The organism is Halorubrum sp. ARQ200, from assembly GCF_005435115.1.
GTDB classification, from domain to species: Archaea; Halobacteriota; Halobacteria; order Halobacteriales; family Haloferacaceae; genus Halorubrum; species Halorubrum tropicale.
Genome location: NZ_SGTZ01000010.1, coordinates 91,300 through 117,660, shown reverse-complemented (window position 1 = coordinate 117,660; position 26,361 = coordinate 91,300). Strand labels below are relative to the sequence as shown.

The following is a 26,361-nucleotide window of genomic DNA, read 5'->3' as shown; positions in this document are numbered from 1 at the left end:
CCGTCAGCGGACGGGGGCGGGTCGCCGTCAGCGGCCGCGGGTTCCCCGGTCGACGGCCGTCTCCGGCGGAGCGGTCGGCTCCGGCGCTGGGCCGCGTTCGGGGCTCTCCGGACCGCTGCGGGGGGTGCGACCGATTCTCTGAGCTCGAAATCGTGAGAAGGTTTATCACGGATGGTGCCGAACTTCGACGTAGATGGCCACTGCGAGCATCCCCCCGACGACCGAGGCCAGAGACGTCTTCCGCGAACTGGGATACACCGTCTCCGACGGCGGACGCGAGTTCGTCGCGGAACGCAAGTGGCGGCGCGTGTTCGTGACGGTGCTCTGTCTCGACGACGACGACCTCGACCCGTATCTCGCAGACGGGGACGACGCGGCGCGACTCCGGTGTTTCGTCACGTGGCGCGACCGCGCGGCCGACCTCCAGGAACGGCTCGTCGCCGCGAAGCCCCCCTACGACTGGGCGGTGATCGGCATCGACCGCGACGGCGAGGACTTCGCGGTGATGGAGGGCGCGCCCGGAAGCCCGTAGCCGCGCGCGACCGCCGTGCCGACGACGCTCTCCGCCTCCCGGCCGGCCCGCCCCGGAGGTGTCTATTTGCGACCCCGCCGCGTACGGGTCGCATGGAGCACGTCGAGTACGTCTACACCAGCGGCATGTCCGAGTCCGACGTCGAGGCCCGCCTCCGGGCCGGCGAACACGGCGTCCTGGCGCTGGCGAGCGACGGCGACGCGTACGCCACGCCGCTGAGCTACCACTACGACGGCGACCGCCTCCTCCTCCGCGTGAGCGACCACGACGGCGACGGCGAGAAGGGGCGCTTCCTCGCGGCGACCGACACCGCCACGTTCGTCTGCTACGCGGCGTCGACGGACGAGTCGTGGAGCGTCCACGTCCGCGGACCGGTCTCGCGGTCCGAGCGACGGGTCGACGAGGCGACGCTCAACGAGTGGTTTCAGCCCTTCCGCCTCTTCGACGAGGCGGTCGAGGACGTCGCGTTCACCCTCTACGAACTGGAGATGGAGACCGTCATCGGCCGCGCGACCGTGGACGGGTAGTCGGCGAGCCGGCGGGAAGGCCTCGGGCTCGCGCCCGACACGGCCGCCGCGGCGACGCGTATTTTTATCTCCCCGTGTGCCCTACCAGCACGCGACATGGTGTTCAAGAAGATCACGTTGATCGGGACGAGCGAGGAGAGCTTCGACGCCGCGGCCGACGACGCAATCGACCGCGCCGAGGACACCCTCGACAACGTCTACTGGGTGGAGGTCGAAGAGTTCGGGGTGGAGCTGAAGGGCGCGGCCGACCGCGAGTACCAGGCCGAGGTTGAGGTCGCGTTCGAACTGGAGGGCTGAGGGGAGACGCGGTCTTACGATTTATAACTGGTCGTGAGCGGTAGCCGGGCCTCCGTACGAACGAAGGGCATGGATAGGGCCGGAGGCCGCCGCCGCGCTCGCCGCTCACGTATCACGTCGTCTGTGGCGCCCTCGCGACTGCCCCTTCGAGTCCCGCCCCCGTACCGCACAGCACCTCACGCCTCCCCAGCCTCGTCGCCGGCGGCCGCGCCGCCGGCTGCCAGAGGCGCGTCGCGCCTCGCTGCCGCCGGTGGCGGCCGCTCGTAGGCACGCGCCGCCGCACCGCCTCGTTCACTTATAAGCAATTCCTCGGCGGCCACCTATTTATCCGACCGCCCCCACCACCCGGCAATGACCGCGTCACGCGCGCCGGCCGAGCCGACGGTCCGGGAGTTCGAAGCGACGGTCGAGTCCGTCGACGGCCGCGAGGTCGTCCTCGACGAGACGTACTTCTACCCGGCGTCGGGCGGCCAGCCGGCAGACAGGGGAACGCTCGACGGCCACCTCGTCGACGACGTGGTCGAGCGGGACGGAGCGGTCGTCCACGCGCTCGACCCCGACGCGGACGCCGCCCTCGCGCCCGGCGACGAGGTCACGGGCCTGATCGACGACGCCTTCCGCACCTACTGCGCCCGAGCGCACACCGCCTCGCACGTGCTGTACGGGGCGGCGCGCCGGGTCGCCGACGACCTCGGCTACGCCGGGTTCGACATCGCGGAGACGAAGGTCCGCGTCGACCTGACGACCGCCGAGCCTCTGGGCGACGGCGACCTGATCGAGTTAGAGCGGCTCGCCAACCGCGCCGTCTGGGACTCGCTGCCCGTCTCGTGGGCGACGCACTCGGCCGACGAGGCCCGCGACGTCGACGGCATCGCGTTCAACACCAAGACCGAGGAGGGCGCGATGAGCGGCGGCGACGCGGTCCGGGTCGTGACGGTCGGCGAGGCCGACGACCCGTGGGACGTCGCCGCCTGCGGCGGCACGCACGTCGCGAACACGTCGGAGATCGGGCCGATCGCGGTGCTGGAGCGGTCGAACCCCGGCGAGGGCGTGACCCGCGTCGAGTTCGCGGTCGGGCCCACGGCGATAGACGAACTCGGCGCGGTCCACGCCGCCGCGCTCGACGCCGCGACGGCGCTCGACGCGCGTGTCGGCGAGCTCCCCGACGCCGTTTCCCGCCTCCGCGACGAGGCGGACCGGCTGGAGGCGGAGCTCCGAGACGCCCGCGAGGAACTGCTCGCGGCGCGCCTGCGCGAGTTCCCGACCGCCGACGTCGGCGGCGCGCGCTGGGCGGTCGGGACCGTCGACGACGCCGACCCGAACGAGCTCCGCGAGCCGGCGACGGCGGCGGTCGCGGCCGACGACCTCGACGCCCTCGCCGCGGTCGGGACCGGCGACGCCCCCTTCGTCGTGGTCGCGGCCGACGGCGACGCGGTCGACGCGGGCGACGCCGTCGGCGCCGTCACCGACGAGTTCGGCGGGGGCGGCGGGGGCGGCCCGACGTTCGCGCAGGGCGGCGGGCTCGACGCCGACCCCGAGGCCGTCGCGGCGTGGCTCCGCGAGCGATGACCGGCAAACTGGGCCCCGAGGCGCTGGCGGCGGCGCTCGCGGCGACCGGCGCCGACGACCCCGCAGTCGCGCAGGGTCCCGCCTACGGCGAGGACGCGGCCGCGATCGACCTGACCGGCGCCGGCGAGACGCTCGTCGTCGCGGCCGACCCCCTCTCGCTGGCCGCGGAGTCGGTCGGGACGCTCGCCGTCCACGTCGCCTGTAACGACGTCGCCGCGAGCGGCGCGGACCCCCGGTGGCTCACGCACACGCTGTTCCTGCCGGACGACGACCCAGACCGGCTTCGGGCGGTCGTCGACCAGGTCGACGCGACGGCGCGCGACCTCGGCTGCGCGGTCGTCGGGGGCCACACCGAGGTGCTCGACGCGCTCGCCCGCCCGCTCTGCGCGATGACGGCGATGGGGACGACGGACCGCTTCGTGTCGAGCGGGGGCGCCGAGCCCGGCGACCGGCTCCTGCTCACGAAGGGCGCGGGGATCGAGGCGACCGCGATCCTCGCGACCGACTTCCGCGAGGCGTGCCGCGAGGCGGGCGTCCCGCCCGCCACGCTCGACGCGGCCGCGGAGTTCCTCGGCGAGGTGAGCGTCGTGTCCGACGCGGCGGCGGTCCGCGACGCCGCGACCGCGCTCCACGACCCGACCGAGGGCGGCGTGGCGACCGCGCTCGTCGAAGCGGCGGCCGCGAGCGAGGCCGTCTTCGCCGTCGACCGCGATTCCGTCCCGGTCCGGCCCGAGACGCGGGCCTGCTGTGACGCGCTCGGCGTCGACCCGCTCGCGACGTTCGGCTCCGGCGCGCTGCTGGCGGCCGTCCCGCCGGAGCGCGTCGACGAGGCGCTCGACGCGCTCGACGCGGCCGGGATCGAGGGGGCCGCGATCGGTCGCGTCGAGTCCCCCGCCGACGAGCCGGCCGCGGGGACCGTCCGGATCGACGGCGAGCCCCTCGCCGAACCGCCGCGAGACGAGCTGTACCCGCTCTGGGAGGCGCGCGACGCGGGGGCGTAGCGGTCGGCGGCGGCCGCCCGCCTCCCACGGCCGGACCCCCCCGCCGATCGCGCACCTTTTTCGGTGAGGGACCGAAGTCGGTGACATGACCGGAGCACGCGTCGGATCGGCGCTCACCGACGAGCAGGCGGCCGTCCGCGACCTCGTCGCGGAGTTCGCGGCCGAGGAGGTCCGCCCGACCGCGGTCGAGGCGGACGAGACGGAGACGTTCCCGGAGGAGGTGTGGGACGGGCTCGCGGAGCTGGGCCTGACCGGCCTCACCGTCCCGGAGGAGTACGGCGGCTTCGGCGCCGACGAGACGACCTACGCGGTCGCCAACGAGGCGCTGGCGCACGGGTCGCTCGCGGTCGCCACCGCGCTGTCCGTCCACTGCCTCGCGACCTCCTGTATCGCCGAGTTCGGCACGGAGGCGCAGCGCGAGGCGTGGCTCCCGGAGATGGCGGAGACGGGCCGCCCGGTCGGGATGTTCTGCCTCTCCGAGCCGCACGCGGGGTCGAACCCGGCGCAGATGTCGACGACCGCGACGTACGATCCCGAGGCCGACGAGTACGCGCTGAACGGCGAGAAGCAGTGGATCACGAACGGGAAGCGGGGCGGGGTCGCGGTCGTCTTCGCCAAGGTCGTCGACGACGAGCGCGACTCCGACGACGACGCCGTCACGCAGTTCCTCGTTCCCGCCGACGCCGACGGGTTCGAGGTCGGCAAGAAGGAGGAAAAGCTGGGGCTCCGCGCCTCGGACACGACCGGGATCACCTTCGACGACTGCCGGATCCCCGCCGAGAACCGGCTCACCGAGCCGGGGAAGGGGCTCTCCGCGGCCTTCCGGACGCTCACAGAGGGGCGGATCGGCATCGCGGCGCAGGCGGTCGGCGTCGCGCAGGCCGCGCTCGACGAGGCGAAGTCGTACGCCGAGGAGCGCGAGCAGTTCGACCGCCCGATCGGCGACATTCAGACGATCCGGCACAAGCTCGCGGAGATGTCGACCGACGTGTCGGCCGCGCGGCTGCTCGTCCGCGAGGCCTGCCGGCAGGCGGAGGCGGGCGAGGACTACCGCGTCGCCGCCTCGAAGGCGAAGTACCGCGCGAGCGAGGCCGCGATGTCGGTGACGAACGAGGCGGTCCAGATCCACGGCGGCTACGGCTACACGACCGAGTTCGACGTCGAGCGCCTCTACCGCGACGCGAAGATCACCGAGATATACGAGGGGACGACCGAGATCCAGAAGACGATCATCGCCCGCGGGGTGTTCGGGGAGTGAGCGCGGTCGACTCGCGGCTCGCCGGCTACGACGCGGTCGTCTACGACCTCGACGGCACGCTCGTCGAGCTCGCGGTCGACTGGGACGCGGTCGCGGAGGCGGTCCTCGACGTGTACGCCGAGCGCGCGCTGATCCCTCCGACCGAGGAGCTGTGGGGGTTACTCGGCGCGGCCGACGACTACGGGATCCGGGAGGCCGTCGAGGAGGCGATCGCGCTCCACGAGCGCGCCGGCGCCCGCGAGTCGACCCGGCTCCCGCTCGGCGACCGGCTCGCGGCCGGCGGCCCGGAGGGCGCGGTCGGCTCGCCGCCCAGCGCCGGCGTCTGCTCGCTCAACTGCGAGGAGGCGTGTCGGATCGCGGTCGAGACGCACGGGATCGCCGACGCGATCGCCGGGGACGCCGTCGTCGGCCGCGACACCGTCGGGAGCCACAAGCCGGACCCGGCGTCCCTGCTCGCGGCGATCGACCGGCTCGGCGCCGCCCCGGAGGACGCGCTGTTCGTCGGCGACTCGCGGCGGGACGCGGTCGCCGCCGAGCGGGGCGGCGTCGACTTCGCGTGGGCCGCGGACTTGCTCGCCGAGTAGCGGCACGGATCGTCGCACCGCGGGGCCGGCGCGCGTCGCCCCGACTCACCCAGTCTCGCCGTCGTCATCTCTCTCTTCCGTTTCGCCGTCCTCACTGCCTGCTTCGGGCCCGGCGTCGTCGCCGCCTGCTTCGGGCTCGGTGTCGTCGTCGCCTGCTTCGGGCTCGGCGTCGTCGTCGGCCGATCCGCCGTCGCCGGCGTCGTTCCGCCTCGCGTACACCGCGACGGCGACCGCGGTGACGAACCAGATGGGGGCGCCGACCCGGACCGCGAACGCGGCCCGCGCGCCCCACGACTCCAGCGCGACGGTCGTCGACAGCAGGGCCACGACGGGGGCGCCGACGAGGATGGTGACGACGAACGTCGTCTGCATCACCCACGCGTAGTCGATCCCCTCGTACTCGGCCCGCTCGACTGGTTGCACGCCACGGGCTCGGCGGCGGAGCGGCAAATCGGTGGCGGTCGGTCGGGGCGCCGACGCGTCCGGCGGCGACGGCGCGGCCGACTCGCTGTCCGGTTCCCGACGATTTTAGGGCGGTGCGCGGCCGACTCCGAGGCATGACCACGACGCGGGGACTCCGGGACGCCGAGGATCCGATCACGATGCTCACCGCCTACGACGCCCCGACGGCGGCGATCGTCGACGAGGCCGGGATCGACGTCGTCCTCGTCGGTGACAGCATGGGCAACGCCGCCCTGGGCTACGACTCCACGCTCCCCGTGACGTTCGACGAGGTCGCGAGCCGCACCGCGGCGGTCGCGCGCGCGACCGACGACGCCCTCGTCGTCGCCGACATGCCGTTCCTCTCCTTCGGCGTCGACGAGGCCGAGTCGGTCCGGAACGCCGGCCGCCTGCTGAAGGAGGCGAACGCGGACGCGGTGAAGATCGAGAGCGGCCCCCACACCGTCGAGACGACCCGCCGGATGACCGAGGTCGGGATCCCGGTGATGGCGCACCTCGGCCTGACGCCCCAGCACGTGAACCGGCTCGGCGGCTACACCCGGCAGGGGACCGAGCAGGACGCCGCCGAGGAGATAATCGAGCTGGCGGGCGGGCACGCCGACGCGGGGGCGTTCGCGCTCGTGTTGGAGCACGTCCCCGCGAACCTCGCGGGCGCGGTGACCGAGGCGCTCGACATCCCGACGATCGGCATCGGTGCGGGCTCCGACTGCGACGGGCAGGTGCTCGTGATCAACGACGCGGTCGGCCTCGGCGAGTGGTCGCCGCCGTTCGCGAAGCAGTTCGGCGACGTGCGCGGCGAGATGGTCGGCGCCGTCGAGGCGTACCGGGAGGCCGTGACGAGCGGCGAGTTCCCGGCCGAAGAGCACTCGCACGTCGAGGAGGATCTCGGGGACCTGTACTGAGCCGGCTCGCTCGACCGCGGCTCAGACGGGGAGGAACCCGAGCGCCGCCGGCAGGTCGCTCGGGTCCATCTGCGTGACCGTGACGTAGAGGACGGTGAAGATCACGGCGTTGTGGAGGCCGTGGAGCAGCGCCGGGACCACGAGGTTCTCCGTGTACTCGTACACCGCGCCGAACACGAGGCTCGGCACGAACAGGATGGCGACGGTCGTGAGCCGGGCCGAGAGCCCGCCGGTCAGCGCCATCACGTGGATGGTCGCGAAGATGGCGGCCGAGAGCAGGATCGACGGCGCCGCCGGCAGCGACTCGCGGAGCCGCCCCTGGACGACGCCGCGGTAGAGGATCTCCTCGCAGGGGCCGATGACGAGGAACGACGCGGCGACGAACAGCGGGATGATCGCCGGGTTCCCCATCGCCAGCTCCGCGCTCTGGTTCGCAGCCGTCTCCGTCCCGAGCAGCTGGACGATAGTCGAGACCACGAGGACCAAGATTAAGATTACGACCCAGCTGCCGAGGACGATCCCGAGCTCCTTGAGGCTCGGCACCCGGACGCCGAGGTACGAGACGATCCCACGCCGGTCGAGGCCGCGCCACGCGAGGTACCCCACCGCGAGCCCGCCGAAGGCGACGTACTGGCCGAGTATCAGCGTGAGCACGACGCTCGCGACCAGCGAGAGCCCGCCGGCCGCGGCGTCGATCGCGAAGACCGCGACGCCGCTCGCGAGCGCGATCACGGGGCCGAGGACGCCGAGAAGCAGGGCGGTCGCGACCGCGACGGCCGGCGACCCGCCGGCGTCCCCCGGGCCGCCCGCGTCGTCGGCGACGGGGTCGGGGTCGACGTCGTCGAACTCGTCGTGAACCCCGCCGTCCGGGGACGCGTCGCGGCTGGAGGGATCTGTCATCGCCCGGAGTAGGCGGCGCTCGGCAAAATGGTTGTCCGTGTCGGAAGCGTCGCGGACGGTCGCTCCTCCGGCGTCCGCGCGCCGGTCACCGGCGGAGCAGCTCGTACCACAGCACCGCGGTGACGGCCCGGCCGTCGCGCAGCCCGTCGTCGACGACCGCGGCGAGCAGGTCGTCGTACGGCACCGTCTCGACCGAGATCGACTCGTTGTGGTCCAGGTCGCGGTCGGCGGTCGGCTCGCAGCCGGTCGCCAGCACGTGGTGGTGAACCGCGTTCGCCATCCCGTTCGTCGGCTCGACGGTCGTCAGCCGCTCGAACGAGTCGGCCTCGTACCCGGTCTCCTCGGCCAGCTCGCGGGCCGCGGCGCGCTCCACCGCCTCGTCGGTGACGCCGCCGTCCGCGCCCCCGTCTCCGTCTTCGGGCTCCATCGTCCCCGCGGGGATTCCGCGGTTCACGCGCCCGACGGCCTGCCGCCACTCGTCGATGACGACGGCGTCGCCGTCGGGCGTCAGCGGCAGCACCACGACCGCCGGCGGCTCGTCGACGTAGTGGAACCCGTCGGTCTCGCCGTCCGGGAACCGCACCTCGTCGCGCCGCACGTCGAAGCCGGGGCAGGTGTAGTCGACGGCCGAGCCGAGCGTCTCCCACGCGAGGTCGTCGGGGTCGTCCATGGTCGCGGTCGTCGCTCGGCGCGTAAATACCCGGCCGTCGCGCGGTCCCGGACGCACCGACTCGGGCTCCGTCGCGCGCCCCGGACGCGCGCTCCCGCCGCCCGTCACGCGCCTCGGACGCGCCCGACGACGAGGCGGCCCGCCGTCCCGGCGGCCCAGCCGAGGGTGCCCGCCGCGAGCGCGGCGGCCCCGATCACGGTGAGGCCGTCGACCGCGAGGAGGGCGACGACCCGCTCGCCGAGCGAGCGCCCGGAGAGCCCCAGCAGGTAGTGGTCGACGCGGTGGCCGAGGAGCGCGGCGACGGCGGCCGCCCACGAGGCGACCAGTCCGCTCCGCCGGACCGCGAGCGCCGCGGCCGCGAGCAGGCCGACGGCGGTCGCGTCCCCGGCGACGAGGATCACTCCGCCCGCGACCTCGAAGACGCCGACCGCGTAGGCGACGAAGACGAGCGCGAAACAAAGCGGCGGCGCGGCGAGCCGCGGGTCGGGTCGCGGGCGGTCGCGGTCGGAGCCGAAGAGGAGCGCGCGCGGGGTGGGCATGCGCGACCGATCTCCGTCGCGGCCGAAAAACCTTAGCGCGCCGGCGGCGGTCGCTCGGGGCGCTCAGCCCCAGTCGCCGAGCGACGCCTGTCCCTCGTCGGCGTCTCGGCGGTCGCGCTCGGCGGTCGGCTCCTCCCCGTCGCCCCGGTCCGGCGGGCCGTCGACCCAGTCGGTGAGCTTGCCGCCGTCGCCCGCCCCGCCGCGCTCGCGACCGCTCCGTCGCTCGGAGTCGCCCCGGCGCTCGCGCCCGCCCCGGCGCTCGCGGTCGCCGTCGTCCCCCGCCGCCTCGAACCCGCCGAGCGTCGCCTGATCGGTCTCAGCGAAGTCGAGCTTGGAGACGCGGACGCCCAGCTTGCGGACCCGCGTCTCGTCGAACTCGCCGAGGAGGTCGAGCGCCACCTCCTCGACGAGGTCCGGGTCGTCGACGGGCCCGGGGAGGCTCCGCGCTCGGGTGTTCACGTCGAAGGGGGGCTCGACCGCCTTGATCCCGATGGTGCGGTAGAGGCAGCCGCGCTCGCGGGCGCGGCGGGCCACGTCCGCGGCGAGCGCCGTCACGGTCTCGCGCTTCGTCGCCTCGTCGGCGGTCGTCGGCAGCGCCGACTCGCGCGAGAGGCTCTTCGGGAGGCCGGTCGGCGTCACCTCGCGGTCGTCGTCGCCCGCGGCGCGCCGGGAGAGTTCCGGGCCGCGCTCGCCGAGTTCCTCGGCGAGGCGGTCGCGGTCGGCGGCCGCGAGGTCGCCCGCGGTCTCGATCCCGAGGTCCGCCAGCGTCTCCTCGGTCACGGGACCGACGCCGTGGACGTCGGCCGTCGGCAGCGGCGCGAGGAACTCGGCGACCGACCCCGGCGGTACGACGACGAGGCCGTCGGGCTTGTCGGCGTCGCTGGCGACCTTCGCGGCCGACATGTTCGGCGCGACGCCGACGCTCGCCGGCACGCCCGCCTCGCGCTCGATCCGGTCTTTCACGTGGCGGGCGTACCCCTCGGCGAGCGTCCGCGCCTCGCTCGGTCCCGCGGCGCCGCTCGGCGGCGGGTCGTCCGGGTCGTCGCCCGCGACCGCCCACGAGGTCCGGTCGGTGACGTCGAGGTACGCCTCGTCGATGCTCACCTCGCGGCGGGTGTCGGCGCAGTCGCGGAGCACCGCCTTCACCTCGCTCGCGACCTCCTCGTAGAAGTCGAGGTCGACGGGGAGGTACCGGCCGGTCTCGGCCGGGTCCGGCGCGTCCGGGTCGTCGGGGTCGGCGTCGGCGCGACGGGGAAGCAGCTCCAGGGCCTCCGAGATCGGCATCGCGCTGTCGACGCCGAACGCGCGGGCCTCGTAGCTCGCGGTCGCGACCGCGCCGATCGACTCGCCCGGCTCGTACCCCATCCCGACCACGACGGGCTCGCCCGCGAGGTCGGGGTGCCGCAGCCGCTCGCAGGAGGCGTAAAAGCAGTCCATGTCGACGTGACAGACGACGCGGTCCGCGCCGTCGTCCCCGTCGTCGCCGGCGCCCGGGAGCGTCTCCCCGGCGACGGGCGTCCCGCCGGTCATCGCGTTCGGCTCCGCGCTCCGCGGACTTAAGAATCAGCCACGCGCGCCGGAAGTGGACGCCGCCCCCGCCTGAGCGGGCCCGGATCCAGATCCGATAGCCGGGGCGGTAGTTGTTTATTACGCACGTCCATAACGTCGCGTATGCCCGGAGCGATCGACGTGCTACACGTCGACGACGACCCCTCGGTCCTCGACCTCACGGAGGCGTACTTCGAGCGCGAGCTCGACGCGGTCTCGGTGACGAGCGTGACCGACCCGGAGGAGGCGTTAGACCGACTCGGCGAGGGCGCCTTCGACTGCGTCGTCAGCGACTACGACATGCCCGCGATGGACGGGCTGGAGTTCTTCGACGCCCTCCGCGATCGCCACCAGAAGGTCCCCTTCGTGTTGTACACCGGCAAGGGGAGCGAAGAGATCGCGAGCCAGGCGCTCAACGCCGGCGTCACCGGCTACTTCCAGAAGGGCGGTCCCGAGCAGCTCCGCCGGCTCGCGAACCGCGTCGACCAGGCGGTCGAGGAGCACCGGACGAAGGAGATCGCCGACCGCTACTCGACGGTCATCGAGGCGCTCGGCTACCCGGTCTACGTCGTCGACGAGACCGGCGAGTTCCGGTTCGTCAACGAGCCGTTCGCCGAGCTCACCGGGTACGACCGCGAGGAGATCATCGGCGAGACGCCCGGGTTCATCAAGGACGACGCCGCGGTTCAGGAGGCGGAAGACCGGCTCGGAACGATCCTCTCGTCCGACGGGCCCGACGTCCAGCACTTCGGCGTCGACATCGTCCCCAAGGAGGGCGAGCCGATCCCCTGCCGGGACCACATGGCGGCGCTCCCGTACGCGGGCGAGTCGTTCGACGGCAGCGTCGGCATCCTCCGCGACGTGTCCGACGAGCGCGAGCGCCGCGAGGAGCTGGAGACGAAGACCCGCGCGCTCGACGAGGCGCCCGTCGGGATCACCATCACGGACCCCGAACAGGAGGACAACCCGATGGTGTACGTCAACGACCGCTTCGTCGAGATGACGGGGTACGACCGCGAGGAGTCGATCGGGGTCAACTGCCGGTTCCTTCAGGGGCCGGACACCGAGGAAGCGTCGGTTCAGGAGCTCCGCGAGGCGATCGACGCCGAGGAGTCGACGAGCGTCGAGCTGTTGAACTACCGGAAGGACGGGACGGAGTTCTGGAACCGCGTGAGCATCGCCCCGATCAGCGACGCGGACGGTACCGTGACGCACTGGGTCGGCTTCCAGGAGGACATCACGGAGTTCAAGGAGCGCGAGGCGGCGCTCGAACGGCAGAACGACCGGCTCGACTCCTTCGCGAGCATCGTCTCGCACGACCTTCGGAACCCCCTCAACGTCGCGCAGGGGCGCGTCGAGCTGGCCCGCGAGGTGTCGGACGACGCCGCGAACCTCGACGCCGCGCTCGACGCGCTCGAACGGATGGAGTCGATCGTCGAGCGCACGCTCACCCTCGCGCGGGATGGGGAGACGGTCGGCGACCCGGAACACGTCGACCTCGCGGACGTCGTCGCCGACAGCTGGTCGACCGTCGACACCGCCGACGCGACGCTCTCCGTCGAGACGGAGCGCGAGGTGCTCGCCGACCCCGACCGGCTCCGGAACCTCTTCGAGAACCTGATTCGCAACGCGGTCGACCACGTCGGCGGGGACGTCTCGATCCGCGTCGGCGACCTCTCCGACGGCTTCTACGTCGAGGACGACGGGCCGGGGATCGACTCCGCCGTCGCCGACTCCCTCTTCGAGCCCGGCGAGAGCGACTCCGGGGGAAACACCGGGTTCGGACTCGCGATCGTCCAGGAGATCGCCACCGCGCACGGCTGGACCGTCGACGCGACGACCGGCGCGGACGGCGGCGCGCGGTTCGAGGTCCGCGGGGTCGACAAGCGGACGCCCGCGACGGCCTGAGCGCTGTCCGGCCCTCTGCCCCGCCACTCCGCCCCGGGCGGCCGCCGACCCGCCCGAAAGCGGATCGACTCCCCCCGTTCACAAGCGCCTTTATCCTCCGTTCCGAACTCGGAGTGAATGGGGTCGCTCACCGACATCGCCGAGACCGACCGGCGCGTGATCGTGCTGGCGCTCGCGCGGATGGTCGGCGCGGCCGGGAACTCCTTCCTCATCGTCGTCCTCCCGCTGTACATCACGAGCGACGTGGTCGACATCGAGGGGCTCCTCGGCGCGGAGATCGGGGTCGGCGCCGCCGCGGTCACGCTGACCGAGCCGCTGCTCATCGGCATCGTCCTCTCGCTTTTCGGCTTCCTCAACAGCCTCTCGCAGCCGTTCACCGGGCGGCTGTCGGACCGGGTCGGCAGGAGACGCCCCTTCGTCCTCGCCGGTATCCTCCTCCTCGGGACCGCGAGCGGGCTGTACACGGTCGCGACGAGCTATCCCGTGCTGGTCGCGCTGCGCGCGGTCCAGGGGCTCGGCGCGGCGCTCATCATCCCCGCGACGGTCGCCCTCGTGAACGAGTACGCCGCGAGCGACACCGACCGCGGCGGGAACTTCGGCGTGTACAACACCTTCCGCCTCATCGGCTTCGGCTTCGGGCCCGTCCTCGCGGGCGCCGTCGTCGAGGCCGGGCCGTACGACCTCTCGGCGGTCGGGCTCCCGGTCCTCGACGGCTTCGACGCGGCGTTCGTCGCGGCCTGCGCCGGGGCGTACCTCAGCTTCACGCTCGTGTTCTTCCTCGTCCGCGACGCCGACGTCGAGGCCGAGGCGGGCGACGACGTGTCGATCCGGGTCCGCGGCGAGGACCGCCTGCTCGACCCCGTGTTCACGCTGGGGCTCGCGACCGTCGCCATGGGCGCGTGTATCGCGCTGTTCGCGACGCTCCAGAACCAGGTGAACGTCCGCTTGGACCAGGCGCCGATCTGGTTCGGCGCCCAGTTCGCGGCCGTGACGATCGCCAACGTGATCTTCCAGGTCCCGGTGGGACGCGCCAGCGACCGGATCGGCCGCCGGCCGTTCCTGCTCGCCGGGTTCGTCCTCCTCGTCCCGACCACCCTCCTCCAGGGGATCGTGACGGAGCCGGCGCTGATGATGCTCGTCCGCCTCGGGCAGGGGATCGCGGTCGCGTGCGTGTTCGCGCCGTCGCTCGCGCTCGCCGGTGACCTCGCCCGCGAGGGCGAGTCGGGGACGACCCTCTCCGTGCTCACCATGGGCTTCGGCTTCGGCGTCGCCCTGGGGCCCCTCGCCTCCGGCTGGCTCTACGGCTTCGGCTTCGTCGTCCCGTTCGCGGTCGGGGCCGCGGCCGCCGCGCTCGGCCTCGTCGCGGTGTTCACGCAGGTCGAGGAGACGCTCGACGTCGGCGACGAGCCGAGCGCCGCGCCGGGCGCGGACTGAGCGGGGAGAGGGTGGACTGAGCGAGCGCCGGGGCGACCCCCAGCGGTTTTAGTCGGTCCCGGCCGAACCGCCCCGCGTGTCGAGCGATCGCCTCCGCTGCGTCGACTGCCGCGAGCCGATCCCGGCCGACGCGCGGATCTGCCCCCACTGCCGGACCATCCAGCCCTCCCCGCTGCTCGACGTCGGCGTCGTCGTCGCCGGCGTGTTCGCGCTGCTGTTCGGCGTCGTCCTGACGGTGATGACCGTCGGGACGAGCCGCCTCCTCGGGTTCGTCCTGCTCGTCGTCGGCTTCGGCCTGGCGGTCGGCGGCTACACGCGCTACCTCGATCGACAGACCGCGAGCCGCTCGCGGTGACGGCGGGTCGCGGCTCGGGTCGCGCGCTTCCCGTCGCCGCGGCTACGACAATTTAAGTACCAGCGCGCGCCACTTCACGGACATGCTCACCCCACTCACCGGCGGTCTGGTCCTCGCGGGGCTGGCGCTCGCGTTCGTCGGCGCGGCGGTCTCCGTCTACGCGGTGACGCTGACGGGGCTGCTCGTCGGCGCCGGCGCCGGCTACCTGTTCGCGCCGAACGTGGTCGGGCTCGTCGCGGTCGACGGCGCGGTCCTGACCGCCGGCGCGGTCGCGGTCGGCGGCCTCCTCGGTGGCTTCCTCGCGTACGCCGGGCTCTCGTTCGCGGTGCTGGGAATCGGCGCCGTGGTCGGCGGGTTCGCCGGGCGGTTCGCGGTGGGTCCGTTCTACGCGGCCGACGCGGCGGGGCTCGAGGGGACGGCGCTGCTCGTCGGCGCGACGCTGGCCGGCGTCGCGGTCGGCGCGCTGTTCGGGTTCGTCCTCACGCGGACGACGCTCGTGGTCTCGACGGCGCTCATCGGCGCGGCGTTCGCCTCGCGGTCGCTGACGCCGGCGAGCTTCGAGACCGCCGCCGCGGAGACGACCGTCGAGCCCCTCCTCTTCGACCTCTCCGCGCCCGCGTTCCTCGCGGTGTTCGCCCTCGGGACGCTCTCGCAGCTCGGACTCTTCCGGTTCGGCTACGTGACGAAGCTCGTCGGGCTGCTGCCCGGCGCGCGCCGGTGGACGGCCGACGACGACCGCGACGGCGGCGCGAAGGGCGCGTAGCGCCCTTCGGGAACCGATCTCCGACTACTCGTACTCGTAGAAGCCGCGGCCGGTCTTCTTGCCGAGGTCGCCCGCCTCGACCTTGCGCTTGAGGAGGTACGCCGGCTTGTAGCGGTCGCCGAGCTCGTCGTGGAGCGTCTCGCTGGCGTCGAGCGCCACGTCGAGGCCGATGTGGTCGGCGAGTTCGAGCGGACCCATCGGGACGTTCGTGCCGAGCTTCATCCCGCGGTCGATGTCGGCCTTGTCGGCGACCCCCTCGTCGTACGCGCGGATCCCCTCGTTGATCCACGGCATCAGGATCCGGTTGGTGACGAAGCCGGGCTTGTCGTCGGCCTCCCACGTCTCCTTGCCGAGGTCCTCGGCGAAGGCGTGCGCGAAGTCGACGACCGCGGGGTCGGTGCGTTCGCCGACGACGACCTCGACGCCGTCCATGATCGGGACGGGGTTCATGAAGTGGAGGCCGACCACGTCGCTCGCGCGGTCGGTCGCGCTCGCGATGGTGGTGATAGACAGCGTGGAGGTGTTCGTCGCGAGGACGACGCCGTCGTCGGTGACGCGGTCGAGGTCGCCGAACACGTCGCGTTTCACGTCGAGGTCCTCGATCACGGCCTCGATAACGAGGTCGGCGGCCGCGAGGTCGTCGAGGTCGGTCGTGCCGGTGATTCGGTCGCGGATCGCGTCCGGCTCCTCGTCGAGCGCGTCCTTCGCGGCCAGCCGGTCGAGGCTGTCCTCCACGCTGTCGAGGCCGCGCTCGACGTACTCCGCCTCCACGTCGCGCATCACCACGTCGTAGCCCGCGGTCGCCGCGACCTGCGCGATCCCGTTGCCCATCGTCCCGGCCCCCACGACACCGATCGCTTCGACCTCAGAGAGTGACGGCATGCCATGTCCAACCCCCGCGCGGATCGTAAGTATTGCGGAGGCGACGCGGCTCCGCGTCCCGGCCGCGGCGACACGTCACGGACGCGTTACGGTCCCGCTAATTATCATTCAGCGTCGTCGTCGGGGGAAGATTCTTAAGAACGTCCGCTAAGTTTAAATCGAGATGGACGACGAGGCCGCGGACCGCGGGCGCGAAGAACTCGTCGACCTCAAGTGGATCGGGCCGGCGACAGAGAGGGTTCTCTCGGATGCCGACCTGACCGCCGCCACACTCCGAGAGAAAGGCGTCTCGTACCGCGGCCTCGTCGACGCCGGCGTGAACCCCGGCGTCGCGGCGAAGATCCGTCGCGAGCACTCCCTGTCGTGGTCGTTCGAGGCCGGCGACGGACTCGACCGCCGCTCATCGCAGGTCCGCGGACTCGGCAGCGAGGAAGCGGCTTGGGTGGCCGCCAGCGCCGGCGACTGGGCGTCCGACGGCTCCGAACCGGTCGACCCCGAACCGGACGACGCGGGCGACGGTGCGGACTCGACTACGGGCGACTGGGAGGCAACCGGCGACTGGCCGTCGGTCGGTGGCGCTGCCGACGCTCCCCCGAACGACGACGACGCGCTCGACGACGCCGCGGCGGCCGACGGAAGCGGTGACCCCGCCGCGGCCGAGGCGGCGTGGCGCAAGCGGTCAGCGCCGACGCCGCTGTCGACGCTCTCGGCGGTCGCCGCCGACGGGAACGCGGTCGACTTACTGGCGGACGCCGGGATCAACTCCGTCCGGAGCCTCGCAGCGGCGGATCCCGACCGCGTCGCCGACGTGTTAGCGCTCGACCCTGACCGTGTCAACCGCTGGCACGCAGCGGCGCGCGACGCCCAACACTGACTCACCCCGCCCGCGATCCGCTGCGAAGAGTTTCAGACACCGTTCATGACGGCCAGAAATTTACTATTCCCGTAGTGTTATTGTTATCTAATATCCACGCGAAGGGGCAGTAGCGGCCTCATTTTAGCCACTCTCTCGACGGAACGGTCGCCGTTCACCACCGTCCTTTTTATATATGTGTGCGTATGATTAGCCCGATGCTTCCTCACGCCGCCGACGACATCTCGCGCGACGGCAAGTCGCTCATCCTCGCGTACGACCACGGGCTCGAACACGGGCCGGTCGACTTCGAGCCGAACCCGGACACGGCGGACCCGGAGCGGGTCTTCGAGCTCGCCACCCACGAGGCGGTCACCTCGCTGGCCGTCCAGAAGGGGCTCGCGGAGGCGTACTACCCCCACTACGAGGACGAGGTGAACCTCCTGTTGAAGCTCAACGGGACCTCGAACCTCTGGATGGGCGAGCCGGACAGCGCGGTCAACTGTACGGCGGAGTACGCGGCCGAGCTGGGCGCCGACGCGGTCGGGTTCACCGTCTACGGCGGGTCGAACCACGAGGTCGAGATGGCCGAGGAGTTCCGCGAGGCCCAGGAGGGCGCCCGCGCACACGACATGGCCGTCGTCATGTGGTCGTACCCGCGCGGACAGGGGCTCCGCAACGACGGGAGCCCGGACGTCATCTCGTACGGCGCGCGGCTCGGCCTGGAGCTCGGCGCCGACGTGGTGAAGGTGAAGTACCCCGGCTCCGCCGAGGCGATGGGCGACGCCGTCGAGATGGCCGGGCCGGCCGACGTGGTGATGTCCGGCGGGACGATGCGCGACGACAAGGCGTTCCTCCGGAACGTCTCGAACGCCATCGACGCGGGCGCCACCGGCATCGCCGTCGGCCGCAACGTCTTCCAGCGCGACGAGCCCGAGCGCATCCTCGACGCGCTGGAGGCCGTGATCTTCGACGAGGTCGACCCGGCCGAGGCGCTGGCGATCGCCGAGAGCGACGACTGATGGCCTCCTCCGACCCGACCGTCGCGGCCGTCTTCGACGCGGTCGCGGCGACCGCGCCCGAGATCCGCGCCGCGCTCCCCGGCCGGCGCGTCGAGAGCGGGATGGAGAACGCCTCCGGCGAGTCGGTGCTGGCGGGCGACCTGTACGCCGACGAGCTGCTCGGCGACGCGTTCACCGCGATAGACGGCGTCGGCTCGTTCGTCAGCGAGGAGCGCGAGGAAGCGGTCGACGCGGGCGGCCCGGTCGGGGGCGGGCCGGACGACGCCTACGCCGTGGCGATCGACCCCCTCGACGGCTCGTCGAACCTGCGGTCGAACAACGCGATGGGGACCGTCGTCGGGGTGTACGACGCCCCGCTGCCCGCGCGCGGCCGAGACCTCGTCGCGGCCGGCTACGTCCTCTACGGGCCGATCACGACGATGGTCGTCGCCGACGAGGCGGGCGTCCGCGAGGAGGTCGTCGAGCGCGCGCCCGACGGCGACGGGGTCGAGCGCTCGGTCGTCGAGGGCGACCTGACGCTCCCGGCGACGCCGACCGTCTACGGGTTCGGCGGGCGCGTCCCCGACTGGCCCGCCGACTTCCGCGCGTACGCCCGGGCGGTCGAGGACGACCTGAAGCTCCGCTACGGCGGCGCGATGGTCGGCGACGTGAACCAGGTGCTCACCTACGGCGGGGTGTTCGCGTACCCCGCGCTCCGGAGCGCGCCGGAGGGGAAGCTCCGCCTCCAGTTCGAGGCGAACCCCATCGCCTACGTCATCGAGCGCGCCGGGGGGGCCTCCTCGGACGGGACCGGTTCGATCCTCGACGTCGAGCCCGAGGCGGTCCACCAGCGCACGCCGCTGTACGTCGGCAACGAGGCGCTGATCGACCGGCTAGAGGCGGCGGTCGGCGACTAGGACGGCGACCGAGGCGGCGGCTCCGCGCGGGCGGTCCCGGCGGTCCGGGCCGAATCTCGCATGGAAAACTGTTTAGGATCTACCGCAAATCTTGCGTCCATGAAAGTCCACGTCGGCGCGGCGGCGACCCCCGAGGAGGCCGAAGCGATAGCGAAGTCGCTCGCCGAACACCTCGGCGTCGACGTCGACGTCCACGTCGGCGACGGGGAGACGCCGGTCGCGAGCGCCGAGCCGTCCGAACCGAGCTACCCGCTCGACGACGACCTCGGGCCGACCGACCGCGAGCGCGACCTCCGCGCCGAGATAGCCGACATCCGCGAGGGCGGCCCGGAGAAGTACCGCGACCGGCTCTCGGAGCAGGGGAAGCTGTTCGTCCGCGACCGCCTCGACCTCTGGTTCGGCGGCGAGGGCGGGACCCGCGGCGCCGGCGACGCGGACGCGGCCGACGGCGACCCGACGGGCGTGACGTTCGAGGACGGGAAGTTCGCCGCCTTCGACGACTGGCACCCGGACGCGCCCGCGGGCGACGACGGGGAGCGGAACGAGGCGGGCGGCGACCGCCTCCCGGGCGACGGCCTGCTGACGGGCGCCGCCGAGTTCGAGGGCCGCGACGTGCACTTCATGGCCAACGACTTCACCGTGAAGGCGGGGTCGATGGCGTCGAAGGGCGTCGAGAAGTTCCTCCGGATGCAACAGCGCGCGCTGAAGACGGGGAACCCGGTCCTCTACCTGATGGACTCCTCGGGCGGCCGGATCGACCAGCAGACCGGCTTCTTCGCCAACCGCGAGGGGATCGGGAAGTACTACTACAACCACTCGATGCTGTCCGGCGCGGTGCCGCAGATCTGCGTCCTCTACGGGCCGTGTATCGCCGGCGCCGCCTACACCCCCGTCTTCGCCGACTTCACCGTGATGGTCGAGGGGATGTCCGCGATGGCGATCGCCTCCCCGCGGATGGTCGAGATGGTCACCGGCGAGGAGATCGACTTAGACGACCTCGGCGGCCCGCGCGTCCACGCCGAGGAGTCCGGCTCTGCGGACCTGATCGCGCGCGACGAGGAGCACGCCCGCGAGCTGGTCGCCGAGCTGATCGGGTACCTCCCGGACCGGGCCGGCGAGAAGCCCCCGACGCGCGAGACGAAGCCGCCGAAGTACTCGCCCGACGGGATCGACGAGCTGATCCCCGAGGCGCCGAACCGGCCGTACGACGCCCACGACCTCCTCGACCGGATCGCCGACGCCGAGTCGGTGTTCGAGCTGAAGGAGGGGTACGGCCCGGAGATCGTCACGGCGTTCTGCCGGATCGACGGGCGGCCGGTCGGCGTCGTCGCCAACCAGCCGACGGAGCGGTCGGGCGCCATCTTCCCGGACGCGGCCGAGAAGGCGGCCGAGTTCATCTGGACCTGCGACGCCTACGAGATCCCCATACTGTACCTCTGTGATACGCCCGGCTTCATGGCCGGCTCGCAGGTCGAGAAGGACGCGATCTTAGAGAAGGGCAAGAAGATGATCTACGCCACCTCCTCGGCGACGGTGCCGAAGCAGACCGTCGTGGTCCGGAAGGCGTACGGCGCGGGGATCTACGCGATGGGCGGGCCCGCTTACGACCCGGAGAGCGTCATCGGTCTCCCGTCCGGCGAGATCGGGATCATGGGTCCCGAGGCCGCGATCAACGCCGTCTACGCTCGGAAGCTCGCCGAGATAGACGATCCGGAGGAGCGCGCGGCCGAGGAACGGCGCCTGCGCGAGGAGTACCGCGAGGGGATCGACGTCCACCGGATGGCCAGCGAGGTCGTGATCGACGAGATCGTTCCCCCGTCCGACCTCCGCGCCGAGTTGGCCGCGCGGTTCGACTTCTATGAGGACGTTCGGAAGGACCTGCCCGACAAGAAACACGGGACGGTGCTGTGACGTGATCGACGAGGGGGCCACCGCGCCCGACTTCGCCGCGCCGGCGGTCGCGGTCGGACCGGCCGGGCGGGACGCGGTCGGCGACGGCTCCGCGGACCGCGCCGCCGTCGAACTCGCGCTGTTCCGGCTCGTCGAGGCGCACGACGCGGTCGCGCTCCTGTTCGCGCCCGCGACGTTCGTCCCGACGTGTACGGCCGAGCTCGCCGCCGTCCGCGACGCCGGCTGGGACGACCGCGACGACCTCGCCGTCGTCGCGCTCACCGGCGACTCGCTGTACGCCGCGTTCGCGTACGCCGACCGGTTCGACCTCTCATTCCCGGTCGTCGCCGACTTCCACGGCGGCGCGGCCGAGTCGTACGACCTGCTCGCCGACTCGTGGGAGGGCCACTCGGACGTCCCGCGCCGCGCGGCGGTCGTGGTCGACGGCGACTGGACGGTCCGGTTCGCGGCGGCGGCCGACGACGCGCTCGACCGCGTCGACCCCGCGCCCGTCGAGCGCGCGACCGGGGCGCTCCGCGACCTCGGGGTCGACGCCGCGCGGCCGCGGGTGGACTACGACGGGGAGTGGTGAGCGGCGCGGGCCCGGACGCCCGCCGGCGGACGGCGTCGCCGTGGTTATTTGACGCCCCCGCGCCGAGGGGTCGGCATGGAAGCCGCCTTCGCGGAGTACCTCGACGAGTTCACGCGCCGGGACTGGGAGACGCTCGACCCGGCCGCCGTCACTGACCCGGTCCGCGTCGCGGTCGTCGGGCTCGGCTGGTTCGCCCGGGAGTGGGCGCTGCCGGGGATCGCGCGGTCGGCGTACACCGAGGCGACCGTCGTCACCGACGTCGACGCCGCCGCCGTCGAGGCGGTCGCCGCCGAGCGCGAGGCGACCGGCGTGACGCCCGACGAGTTCCGCGCCGGCGCGGTCGCGGACGCATACGACGCGGTGTACGTCGCGACGCCGAACGCGACCCACCTGGAGTACGTCGAGGCCGCCGCCGACCAGGGGAAGGCGGTCCTCTGCGAGAAGCCGCTGGAGGCGACGCCGGAGCGAGCGCGCCGGCTCGTGGCGGCGTGCCGCGACGCCGACGTGCCGCTGATGGTCGGCTACCGGATGCAGACGGATCCGGCCGTCCGGCGGCTCCGCGACCTCATCGACGCGGGCGTCGCGGGCGACGTGGTCGGCGTCCACGCGACGATGACGCAGACGATGCTCGGCGAGCTCGGCGGCGACCACGACCAGTGGCGGCTCGACCCGGACCGCTCCGGCGGCTGCGCGGTCATGGACCTGGGGGTGTACCCGATCAACACGACCCGGTTCGCGCTCCGCGAGGACCCGGTTCGCGTGTCGGGCCGCACGCGCTCGGAGCACGCGGCGTTCGCCGACGTCGACGAGCACGCGACCTTCAGGCTGGAGTTCCCCGGCGGCGTCGACGCGCAGTGTTCGGTGAGTCAGAACGCCCAACACGCGAGCCGGCTGGAGGTCACCGGCACGGACGCCAGACTGATCTTGGACCCGGCGTTCTACGAGCGCGAGGACCGCGGCTTCGCCGTCGTCCGGGACGGCACCCGGGTCGACGTGGAGTTCGACCAGGTCCACCAGATCGAAGCGGAGTTCGGGTACTTCGGCCACCAGCTGCTCGCGGGCGAGCCGTTCCACGCCGACGGCGAGCACGCGCTCACCGACAGCCGCGCGCTCGCCGCCGTCTACGAGTCGGCCGAGACGGGCGAGCCGGTCGCGCTCGGCGACGCGGCGTAACCTCGGGCCCGCTACTGCTCGATCCCGTACACGTCGCTCGTCCAGTCACGGGCCGGGGTGTCGTACACCGGCCGATCCCGGTCGCGCCCGTCAAGCCGCCGCCGATCGGCGTCGTCCAGCTCCCAGTCCATCTCGGCGTTGGCCCGGACGTGTTCGGGAGTCGACGAGCGCGGGAGCGGGACGACGCCGCGGTCGATCGCCCACCGCACGACGACCTGCGCGGGATGCCTGTCGTACTTCTCGGCCAGTTCCGCGACGACCTCGTCGCCGAACACGTCCGTCCGCGCGAGCGGCGCCGCCGCCTCGACCACGGTGTCGATCTCGCGGCAGTACTCGACGAGGTCCGGGCGCTGGAACCACGGGTGGAACTCGATCTGGTTCACCGCGATGGGGGCGTCCGAGATGTGGTGCGCGCAGCTGAGCTGGTACGCGCTGAAGTTCGAGACGCCGATGTCGCGGACGAGCCTGCGGTCACGAAGCTCGGCCATCGCGCGGAGCGTCTCGCGCAGCGAGATGGCGGGGTTCGGCCAGTGGATCAGGTACAGGTCGAGGTACTCGACCCCGAGGCGGTCGAGCGACGCCTCGCACGATGCGATCACCGACTCGTAGTTGAGGTTCTTCGCGAGCACCTTCGAGGTGAGGAACACGTCGTCGCGGTCGACGCCGCCCGCCGCGAGGGCGTCGCCGATGGCCTCCTCGTTTTTGTACCCCTCGGCCGTGTCGATGTGGCCGTAGCCCGCGTCGAGCGCCGCGCGGACGCTGTCGACGGTCTCGCCGTCGTCGAGGTCGTACGTGCCGAGTCCGAGCGCCGGCAGCTCTGCGCCGCTCGGGAGCGTCTTCGTTGGAACGGTCACGCGAACGGCTTCGGCGGATCGCCGATTGAAACTACCGGTCGGGGAACGATGCCCCGATCAAAACGACGCCGTGGCGCGCGCCCGTGAGCGCCCGCCGGGCGCGAGCGGCGCGTGCGAGGGAGTCAGTCGCCGGAGCGAAGCGACGGGGACTGACGAGGCTGGGGAGGCGTGAGGTGCTGTGCGGTGCCGCGAGAGGCCTAACTATTCGGGTTGTTGCGACCGGCAGGAATCCCTCTCGGTTCGACTTATGTAATTAGGAACGGCACCGGCCGAGACTCCCGCGAGCGGGAGTCAGGCCGGTGGATCTTCGAGCGCAGCGAGAAGATGCACCGGCCGAGATTTGAACTCAGAATCAGACGTGCTCGCTCACTGCGTTCACTGCGCGCGACTGATAGCGTTCAAATCTCTCTCGGTGATTTTGCTCACTTCGTTCGCAAAATGCACCGGCCGAGATTTGAACTCGGGTTGCAACCATGGCAAGGTTGCGTGATACCACTACACTACCGGTGCGTGCTTCGCATCCGATTGTAGCCCGGGTCGGAGATATAAGGGTTCCGAACGAGCGCCGGCGGAAGGGTCATCGGCGTCGCGCCCCCACGTCGATCCGAACTCGAACGATGCCCGACTCTTCCGACCGCATCGACAGACGCACCGCCCTCCGCGCGGCCGGCGGGCTCACCGGCGCCGCCGCCCTCTAGACGCTCTCGGGCTGTCTCGGCGACGGAACCGGAAGCGGCCCCAACGACGACGGGAGCGACGCCCCCGACGAGGACCCTCTGCCGGACGACGGCGGCGACGTGGACTACGACGTCGAACATGTCGCCGAGGGGTTCGAGAACCCGTGGGGGCTCGCGTTCCTGCCCGGCGACGGTCGCCTGCTCGTCACCGAGCGCCCGGGGCGGCTCTCGCTCGCCGACCCCGCTGACGGGACGATGGAGTCGATCGCGGGCGCGCCCGAGGTGTTCGCGGCGGGACAGGGCGGCCTGCTCGACGTCGCGGTCCACCCCGACTACCCCGCCGACCCGCGCGTGTACCTGACGTACTCGGCGCGCGCCGCGGACAGCCCGGCCGGCGACGGCGCGGAGGGCGCGACCACTCACCTCGGCGCCGGCCGGCTCTCGCTCGACGGCGACGCGCCCGCGCTCGACGGGTTCGAGGCGCTGTTCGTCGCCGAGCCGTTCCGCGGCACGGATCTCCACTTCGGGTCGCGGGTGACGTTCGGCCCCGACGGCGCGCTGTTCGTCACCGTCGGCGACCGCCGCGACACCGACTTCGGACCGGACCACGTCTCGCAGGACCGCTCGAACGACCTGGGCGCGACGCTGCGGCTGACGCCCGACGGCGACCCCCACCCCGAGAACCCCTTCGCCGGCGACGCGGACGCCGCGGACGCGCTGTACAGCTACGGGCACCGGAACCCGCAGGCGATGGCGGTGCGGCCCGAGACGGGCGCGGTCTGGCAGTGCGAGCACGGCGAGCGCGACGGCGACGAGATCAACGTGATCGAGGCCGGCGGCAACTACGGCTGGCCGGTCGCCAGCGAGGCGTGCCGGTACGGGACCGACGATCCGGTCGCGCCGGGGCACGGCGAGCGCGACGGCGTGACCGCGCCGGTCCACTACTGGCCGTGCGGTTCCGGGGGCTTCCCGCCGAGCGGCGCGGTCTTCTACGACGGCGACGCGTTCCCAGAGTGGCGCGGGGACCTGTTCGCGGGCACGCTCGCGGCGCAGTACCTCGGGCGGTTCACCGTCGACGGCGACGGACAGGACGCGGTCGTGACCGAGCGCGAACCGCTGCTCGACGACCGGGAGTGGCGCATGCGCGCGGTCGCGGTCGAGCCCGAGACCGGGCACCTCTACGTCGCGGTCGACGCCGGCGACGCGCCGGTCGCCCGGATCGTCCCGGCGTGACCTCGACCGCTCGGGTCGTTCGGGATCGGTCCCGGTCACCGCGGTGACGGTTGGCACGATTCGGAGGCCAGATCCCGCGCCAAACCCCGTGTGAACGCGGCACAGCCCGAAATCGGGACCGCTATCCTTTTACGGTGCCGTCTGAAATCGAGGGGTACAGTCTCGCCACGATGCGTACCGAAGACGGGCTCACGATATGTGTTCCGTCTTCGCTCGTCCGGGAGGCCGAGGACGACCGCGAGGCGACTCGCAAACTCGGCTACGTCGCCCGTGCGGCGGCGGTGTTCCGGGCGGATCGGCTCGCCGTCTTCCCCGACAGGGAAGGCGAGGGTCGACGGGGCGGGGAGTACGTCCGCACCGTACTGGGGTACGCCGCGACGCCGCCGGAGCTCCGAAAGGACCTCTGGGGGCAACGCGACGAGCTCCGGTACGTCGGCGTGCTTCCCCCGCTCCGCGTGCCGTGGCGGACCGGCTCGACCCCTAGCGGGGGAGAGTCGAAAACACAGGGACTCGTGACCGAGGTCGGACCTGAAGGCCGCGTCCGGGTCAATTCCCCGCTGCGGGAACACCCGATCTCCCTGCTCGTCCCCTCCGGAATGGAGGTCGAGCGGGGGGAGCGCGTCACCATCAGGGTCTCTTCGAGAGAACCGGTCCGCGCCCGCATCACCGGGAAGCCGGAGGTCGGCTTCCAGGTCGTGGCCGCGGACCTGTCGGAAGCGCTCGCCGGCGACGGACTGGCCGTCGCGACGTCGCGACACGGGGCGGAACTCTCCGTCTCGCGGCTCGGCGACCTCGTCTCGGACGCGCGGGAGGCCGGCGGCTACACCGTCGCCTTCGGCGCGCCCGAGCGGGGGCTTCCGGAGATGCTCGGGCTCTCGCCCGACCGCATTCGGGCGGCCGTCGCCGACGGCCGCTCGGTCGAACCCGATCCGGGGTTCGACCTCTGGCTGAACACGATCCCGGCACAAGCGAGCGAGGTCGTCCGGACGGAGGAGGCTCTGTTCGCGACCCTCGGCTCGCTCACACTCACGGAGTAAACA

Annotated in this window: 26 protein-coding genes, 1 tRNA gene and 1 pseudogene; 20 read left to right on the top strand and 8 right to left on the bottom strand. The window is 72.5% G+C overall.

From position 1 onward, the window contains the following. Positions 1 to 193 precede the first annotated feature (193 nt). The 7 genes from EXE50_RS12380 (at position 194) to EXE50_RS12350 (ending at position 5,768) form a co-directional block, all read left to right on the top strand. The gene (locus EXE50_RS12380) at positions 194 to 532 is read left to right on the top strand and encodes a hypothetical protein (protein WP_053770488.1); all 339 of its coding nucleotides are present in this window, start codon (positions 194 to 196) and stop codon (positions 530 to 532) included. A 92-nt stretch (positions 533 to 624) separates the two neighbouring features. Beyond that, on the top strand, positions 625 to 1,059 hold the full coding sequence (locus tag EXE50_RS12375; RefSeq protein WP_053770489.1) for a pyridoxamine 5'-phosphate oxidase family protein: 435 nt from the start codon (positions 625 to 627) through the stop codon (positions 1,057 to 1,059). 96 nt (positions 1,060 to 1,155) lie between these two features. After that, the gene (locus tag EXE50_RS12370) at positions 1,156 to 1,356 is read left to right on the top strand and encodes a dodecin (protein WP_053770490.1); all 201 of its coding nucleotides are present in this window, start codon (positions 1,156 to 1,158) and stop codon (positions 1,354 to 1,356) included. Between the two features lie 351 nt (positions 1,357 to 1,707). Then, complete coding sequence (locus EXE50_RS12365; protein ID WP_121600013.1) at positions 1,708 to 2,925, top strand: DHHA1 domain-containing protein; 1,218 nt, start codon at positions 1,708 to 1,710, stop codon at positions 2,923 to 2,925. After that, entirely contained in the window at positions 2,922 to 3,926 is a 1,005-nt protein-coding gene (locus tag EXE50_RS12360) for an AIR synthase-related protein (protein ID WP_053770981.1), read from the top strand. The genes EXE50_RS12365 and EXE50_RS12360 overlap by 4 nt, the downstream gene beginning before the upstream one ends. A gap of 85 nt (positions 3,927 to 4,011) precedes the next feature. Next, complete coding sequence (locus EXE50_RS12355; RefSeq protein ID WP_137705202.1) at positions 4,012 to 5,184, top strand: acyl-CoA dehydrogenase family protein; 1,173 nt, start codon at positions 4,012 to 4,014, stop codon at positions 5,182 to 5,184. Beyond that, positions 5,181 to 5,768, top strand: a complete 588-nt coding sequence (locus EXE50_RS12350) for an HAD family hydrolase (protein ID WP_053770493.1) — start codon at positions 5,181 to 5,183, stop codon at positions 5,766 to 5,768. Before EXE50_RS12355 ends, EXE50_RS12350 begins: the two co-directional genes overlap by 4 nt. A 45-nt stretch (positions 5,769 to 5,813) precedes the next feature. Here the strand turns inward: EXE50_RS12350 and EXE50_RS12345 are convergent, their stop codons facing one another. Then, on the bottom strand, positions 5,814 to 6,191 hold the full coding sequence (locus tag EXE50_RS12345) for a DUF5822 domain-containing protein (RefSeq protein WP_053770494.1): 378 nt from the start codon (positions 6,189 to 6,191) through the stop codon (positions 5,814 to 5,816). Between the two features lie 134 nt (positions 6,192 to 6,325). On the opposite strand from EXE50_RS12345, the gene panB reads away from it, so the two are divergent. After that, complete coding sequence (gene panB, locus EXE50_RS12340; protein WP_053770495.1) at positions 6,326 to 7,132, top strand: 3-methyl-2-oxobutanoate hydroxymethyltransferase; 807 nt, start codon at positions 6,326 to 6,328, stop codon at positions 7,130 to 7,132. A gap of 21 nt (positions 7,133 to 7,153) precedes the next feature. Here panB and EXE50_RS12335 read toward each other — a convergent pair whose 3' ends face one another. The 4 genes from EXE50_RS12335 to EXE50_RS12320 form a co-directional block, all read right to left on the bottom strand. Further along, positions 7,154 to 8,032: a CPBP family intramembrane glutamic endopeptidase gene (locus tag EXE50_RS12335; RefSeq protein WP_053770496.1), complete on the bottom strand. Its 879-nt coding sequence runs from the start codon at positions 8,030 to 8,032 to the stop codon at positions 7,154 to 7,156. Positions 8,033 to 8,117: 85 nt separating this feature from the next. Continuing rightward, the gene (locus tag EXE50_RS12330; RefSeq protein ID WP_053770497.1) at positions 8,118 to 8,702 is read right to left on the bottom strand and encodes an NUDIX hydrolase; all 585 of its coding nucleotides are present in this window, start codon (positions 8,700 to 8,702) and stop codon (positions 8,118 to 8,120) included. 104 nt (positions 8,703 to 8,806) lie between these two features. Further along, positions 8,807 to 9,241 (bottom strand): hypothetical protein, encoded by a 435-nt coding sequence (locus tag EXE50_RS12325; protein ID WP_053770498.1) that lies wholly within the window; start codon positions 9,239 to 9,241, stop codon positions 8,807 to 8,809. Between the two features lie 63 nt (positions 9,242 to 9,304). Beyond that, entirely contained in the window at positions 9,305 to 10,771 is a 1,467-nt protein-coding gene (locus tag EXE50_RS12320; RefSeq protein WP_053770499.1) for a DNA polymerase IV, read from the bottom strand. Positions 10,772 to 10,912: 141 nt separating this feature from the next. Here EXE50_RS12320 and EXE50_RS12315 point away from each other — a divergent pair, with 141 nt between their 5' ends. The 4 genes from EXE50_RS12315 to EXE50_RS12300 all read left to right on the top strand — a co-directional run bounded on the left by EXE50_RS12315 (position 10,913) and on the right by EXE50_RS12300 (position 15,249). Further along, positions 10,913 to 12,697 (top strand): PAS domain S-box protein, encoded by a 1,785-nt coding sequence (locus EXE50_RS12315; RefSeq protein ID WP_053770500.1) that lies wholly within the window; start codon positions 10,913 to 10,915, stop codon positions 12,695 to 12,697. A gap of 117 nt (positions 12,698 to 12,814) precedes the next feature. Further along, positions 12,815 to 14,131 carry an MFS transporter gene (locus tag EXE50_RS12310; RefSeq protein ID WP_053770501.1) on the top strand — a complete coding sequence of 439 codons (1,317 nt, stop codon included), beginning with the start codon at positions 12,815 to 12,817 and terminating at the stop codon, positions 14,129 to 14,131. Between the two features lie 76 nt (positions 14,132 to 14,207). Next, the gene (locus EXE50_RS12305; protein WP_053770502.1) at positions 14,208 to 14,486 is read left to right on the top strand and encodes a zinc ribbon domain-containing protein; all 279 of its coding nucleotides are present in this window, start codon (positions 14,208 to 14,210) and stop codon (positions 14,484 to 14,486) included. Positions 14,487 to 14,568: 82 nt separating this feature from the next. Further along, positions 14,569 to 15,249 (top strand): phosphate ABC transporter permease, encoded by a 681-nt coding sequence (locus EXE50_RS12300; protein WP_137705201.1) that lies wholly within the window; start codon positions 14,569 to 14,571, stop codon positions 15,247 to 15,249. Between the two features lie 24 nt (positions 15,250 to 15,273). Here the strand turns inward: EXE50_RS12300 and EXE50_RS12295 are convergent, their stop codons facing one another. Then, the gene (locus EXE50_RS12295) at positions 15,274 to 16,131 is read right to left on the bottom strand and encodes a 3-hydroxyacyl-CoA dehydrogenase family protein (protein ID WP_137705200.1); all 858 of its coding nucleotides are present in this window, start codon (positions 16,129 to 16,131) and stop codon (positions 15,274 to 15,276) included. A gap of 163 nt (positions 16,132 to 16,294) precedes the next feature. Between EXE50_RS12295 and EXE50_RS12290 the strand changes: the two genes are divergently transcribed. From EXE50_RS12290 to gfo6, 6 genes are all read left to right on the top strand, one after another. Next, positions 16,295 to 17,005: a helix-hairpin-helix domain-containing protein gene (locus EXE50_RS12290; RefSeq protein ID WP_053770505.1), complete on the top strand. Its 711-nt coding sequence runs from the start codon at positions 16,295 to 16,297 to the stop codon at positions 17,003 to 17,005. A 197-nt stretch (positions 17,006 to 17,202) separates the two neighbouring features. After that, the gene (locus tag EXE50_RS12285; RefSeq protein ID WP_121600031.1) at positions 17,203 to 18,006 is read left to right on the top strand and encodes a class I fructose-bisphosphate aldolase; all 804 of its coding nucleotides are present in this window, start codon (positions 17,203 to 17,205) and stop codon (positions 18,004 to 18,006) included. Further along, entirely contained in the window at positions 18,006 to 18,902 is an 897-nt protein-coding gene (locus EXE50_RS12280; protein WP_053770507.1) for a class 1 fructose-bisphosphatase, read from the top strand. The genes EXE50_RS12285 and EXE50_RS12280 overlap by 1 nt, the downstream gene beginning before the upstream one ends. 99 nt (positions 18,903 to 19,001) lie before the next feature. Further along, positions 19,002 to 20,813, top strand: coding sequence for an acyl-CoA carboxylase subunit beta (locus EXE50_RS12275; RefSeq protein ID WP_053770508.1), 1,812 nt, complete (start codon positions 19,002 to 19,004; stop codon positions 20,811 to 20,813). A 1-nt stretch (position 20,814) separates the two neighbouring features. After that, complete coding sequence (locus EXE50_RS12270) at positions 20,815 to 21,384, top strand: redoxin domain-containing protein (protein ID WP_137705199.1); 570 nt, start codon at positions 20,815 to 20,817, stop codon at positions 21,382 to 21,384. Between the two features lie 75 nt (positions 21,385 to 21,459). Continuing rightward, on the top strand, positions 21,460 to 22,557 hold the full coding sequence (gene gfo6, locus EXE50_RS12265) for a D-xylose 1-dehydrogenase Gfo6 (RefSeq protein WP_137705198.1): 1,098 nt from the start codon (positions 21,460 to 21,462) through the stop codon (positions 22,555 to 22,557). Positions 22,558 to 22,568: 11 nt separating this feature from the next. On the opposite strand, the gene EXE50_RS12260 is transcribed toward gfo6, so the two are convergent. After that, entirely contained in the window at positions 22,569 to 23,411 is an 843-nt protein-coding gene (locus EXE50_RS12260; RefSeq protein WP_137705197.1) for an aldo/keto reductase, read from the bottom strand. A gap of 439 nt (positions 23,412 to 23,850) precedes the next feature. After that, positions 23,851 to 23,921: transfer RNA gene (locus EXE50_RS12255), tRNA-Gly, on the bottom strand. Between the two features lie 107 nt (positions 23,922 to 24,028). On the opposite strand from EXE50_RS12255, the pseudogene EXE50_RS12250 reads away from it, so the two are divergent. Both EXE50_RS12250 and EXE50_RS12245 read left to right on the top strand, forming a co-directional pair. Continuing rightward, positions 24,029 to 25,321: pseudogene (locus EXE50_RS12250) on the top strand (PQQ-dependent sugar dehydrogenase). Positions 25,322 to 25,491: 170 nt separating this feature from the next. Continuing rightward, a complete protein-coding gene (locus tag EXE50_RS12245; RefSeq protein WP_053770982.1) occupies positions 25,492 to 26,358 on the top strand; it encodes a putative RNA uridine N3 methyltransferase in 867 nt (288 codons plus the stop codon). The last annotated feature ends 3 nt before the right edge of the window (positions 26,359 to 26,361 follow it).

Excerpts from the sequence above, each read along its gene's own strand:
- EXE50_RS12245 (WP_053770982.1), top strand. The coding sequence starts at position 25,492 with ATGCGTACCGAAGACGGGCTCACGATATGTGTTCCGTCTTCGCTCGTC.
- EXE50_RS12325 (WP_053770498.1), bottom strand. The coding sequence starts at position 9,241 with ATGCCCACCCCGCGCGCGCTCCTCTTCGGCTCCGACCGCGACCGCCCG.
- EXE50_RS12375 (WP_053770489.1), top strand. The coding sequence starts at position 625 with ATGGAGCACGTCGAGTACGTCTACACCAGCGGCATGTCCGAGTCCGAC.
- EXE50_RS12335 (WP_053770496.1), bottom strand. The coding sequence starts at position 8,032 with ATGACAGATCCCTCCAGCCGCGACGCGTCCCCGGACGGCGGGGTTCAC.
- EXE50_RS12315 (WP_053770500.1), top strand. The coding sequence starts at position 10,913 with ATGCCCGGAGCGATCGACGTGCTACACGTCGACGACGACCCCTCGGTC.
- EXE50_RS12320 (WP_053770499.1), bottom strand. The coding sequence starts at position 10,771 with ATGACCGGCGGGACGCCCGTCGCCGGGGAGACGCTCCCGGGCGCCGGC.
- EXE50_RS12365 (WP_121600013.1), top strand. The coding sequence starts at position 1,708 with ATGACCGCGTCACGCGCGCCGGCCGAGCCGACGGTCCGGGAGTTCGAA.
- gfo6 (WP_137705198.1), top strand. The coding sequence starts at position 21,460 with ATGGAAGCCGCCTTCGCGGAGTACCTCGACGAGTTCACGCGCCGGGAC.
- EXE50_RS12300 (WP_137705201.1), top strand. The coding sequence starts at position 14,569 with ATGCTCACCCCACTCACCGGCGGTCTGGTCCTCGCGGGGCTGGCGCTC.
- EXE50_RS12330 (WP_053770497.1), bottom strand. The coding sequence starts at position 8,702 with ATGGACGACCCCGACGACCTCGCGTGGGAGACGCTCGGCTCGGCCGTC.
- EXE50_RS12290 (WP_053770505.1), top strand. The coding sequence starts at position 16,295 with ATGGACGACGAGGCCGCGGACCGCGGGCGCGAAGAACTCGTCGACCTC.
- panB (WP_053770495.1), top strand. The coding sequence starts at position 6,326 with ATGACCACGACGCGGGGACTCCGGGACGCCGAGGATCCGATCACGATG.
- EXE50_RS12355 (WP_137705202.1), top strand. The coding sequence starts at position 4,012 with ATGACCGGAGCACGCGTCGGATCGGCGCTCACCGACGAGCAGGCGGCC.
- EXE50_RS12370 (WP_053770490.1), top strand. The coding sequence starts at position 1,156 with ATGGTGTTCAAGAAGATCACGTTGATCGGGACGAGCGAGGAGAGCTTC.
- EXE50_RS12295 (WP_137705200.1), bottom strand. The coding sequence starts at position 16,131 with ATGCCGTCACTCTCTGAGGTCGAAGCGATCGGTGTCGTGGGGGCCGGG.
- EXE50_RS12280 (WP_053770507.1), top strand. The coding sequence starts at position 18,006 with ATGGCCTCCTCCGACCCGACCGTCGCGGCCGTCTTCGACGCGGTCGCG.
- EXE50_RS12310 (WP_053770501.1), top strand. The coding sequence starts at position 12,815 with ATGGGGTCGCTCACCGACATCGCCGAGACCGACCGGCGCGTGATCGTG.
- EXE50_RS12360 (WP_053770981.1), top strand. The coding sequence starts at position 2,922 with ATGACCGGCAAACTGGGCCCCGAGGCGCTGGCGGCGGCGCTCGCGGCG.
- EXE50_RS12275 (WP_053770508.1), top strand. The coding sequence starts at position 19,002 with ATGAAAGTCCACGTCGGCGCGGCGGCGACCCCCGAGGAGGCCGAAGCG.
- EXE50_RS12380 (WP_053770488.1), top strand. The coding sequence starts at position 194 with ATGGCCACTGCGAGCATCCCCCCGACGACCGAGGCCAGAGACGTCTTC.
- EXE50_RS12285 (WP_121600031.1), top strand. The coding sequence starts at position 17,203 with ATGCTTCCTCACGCCGCCGACGACATCTCGCGCGACGGCAAGTCGCTC.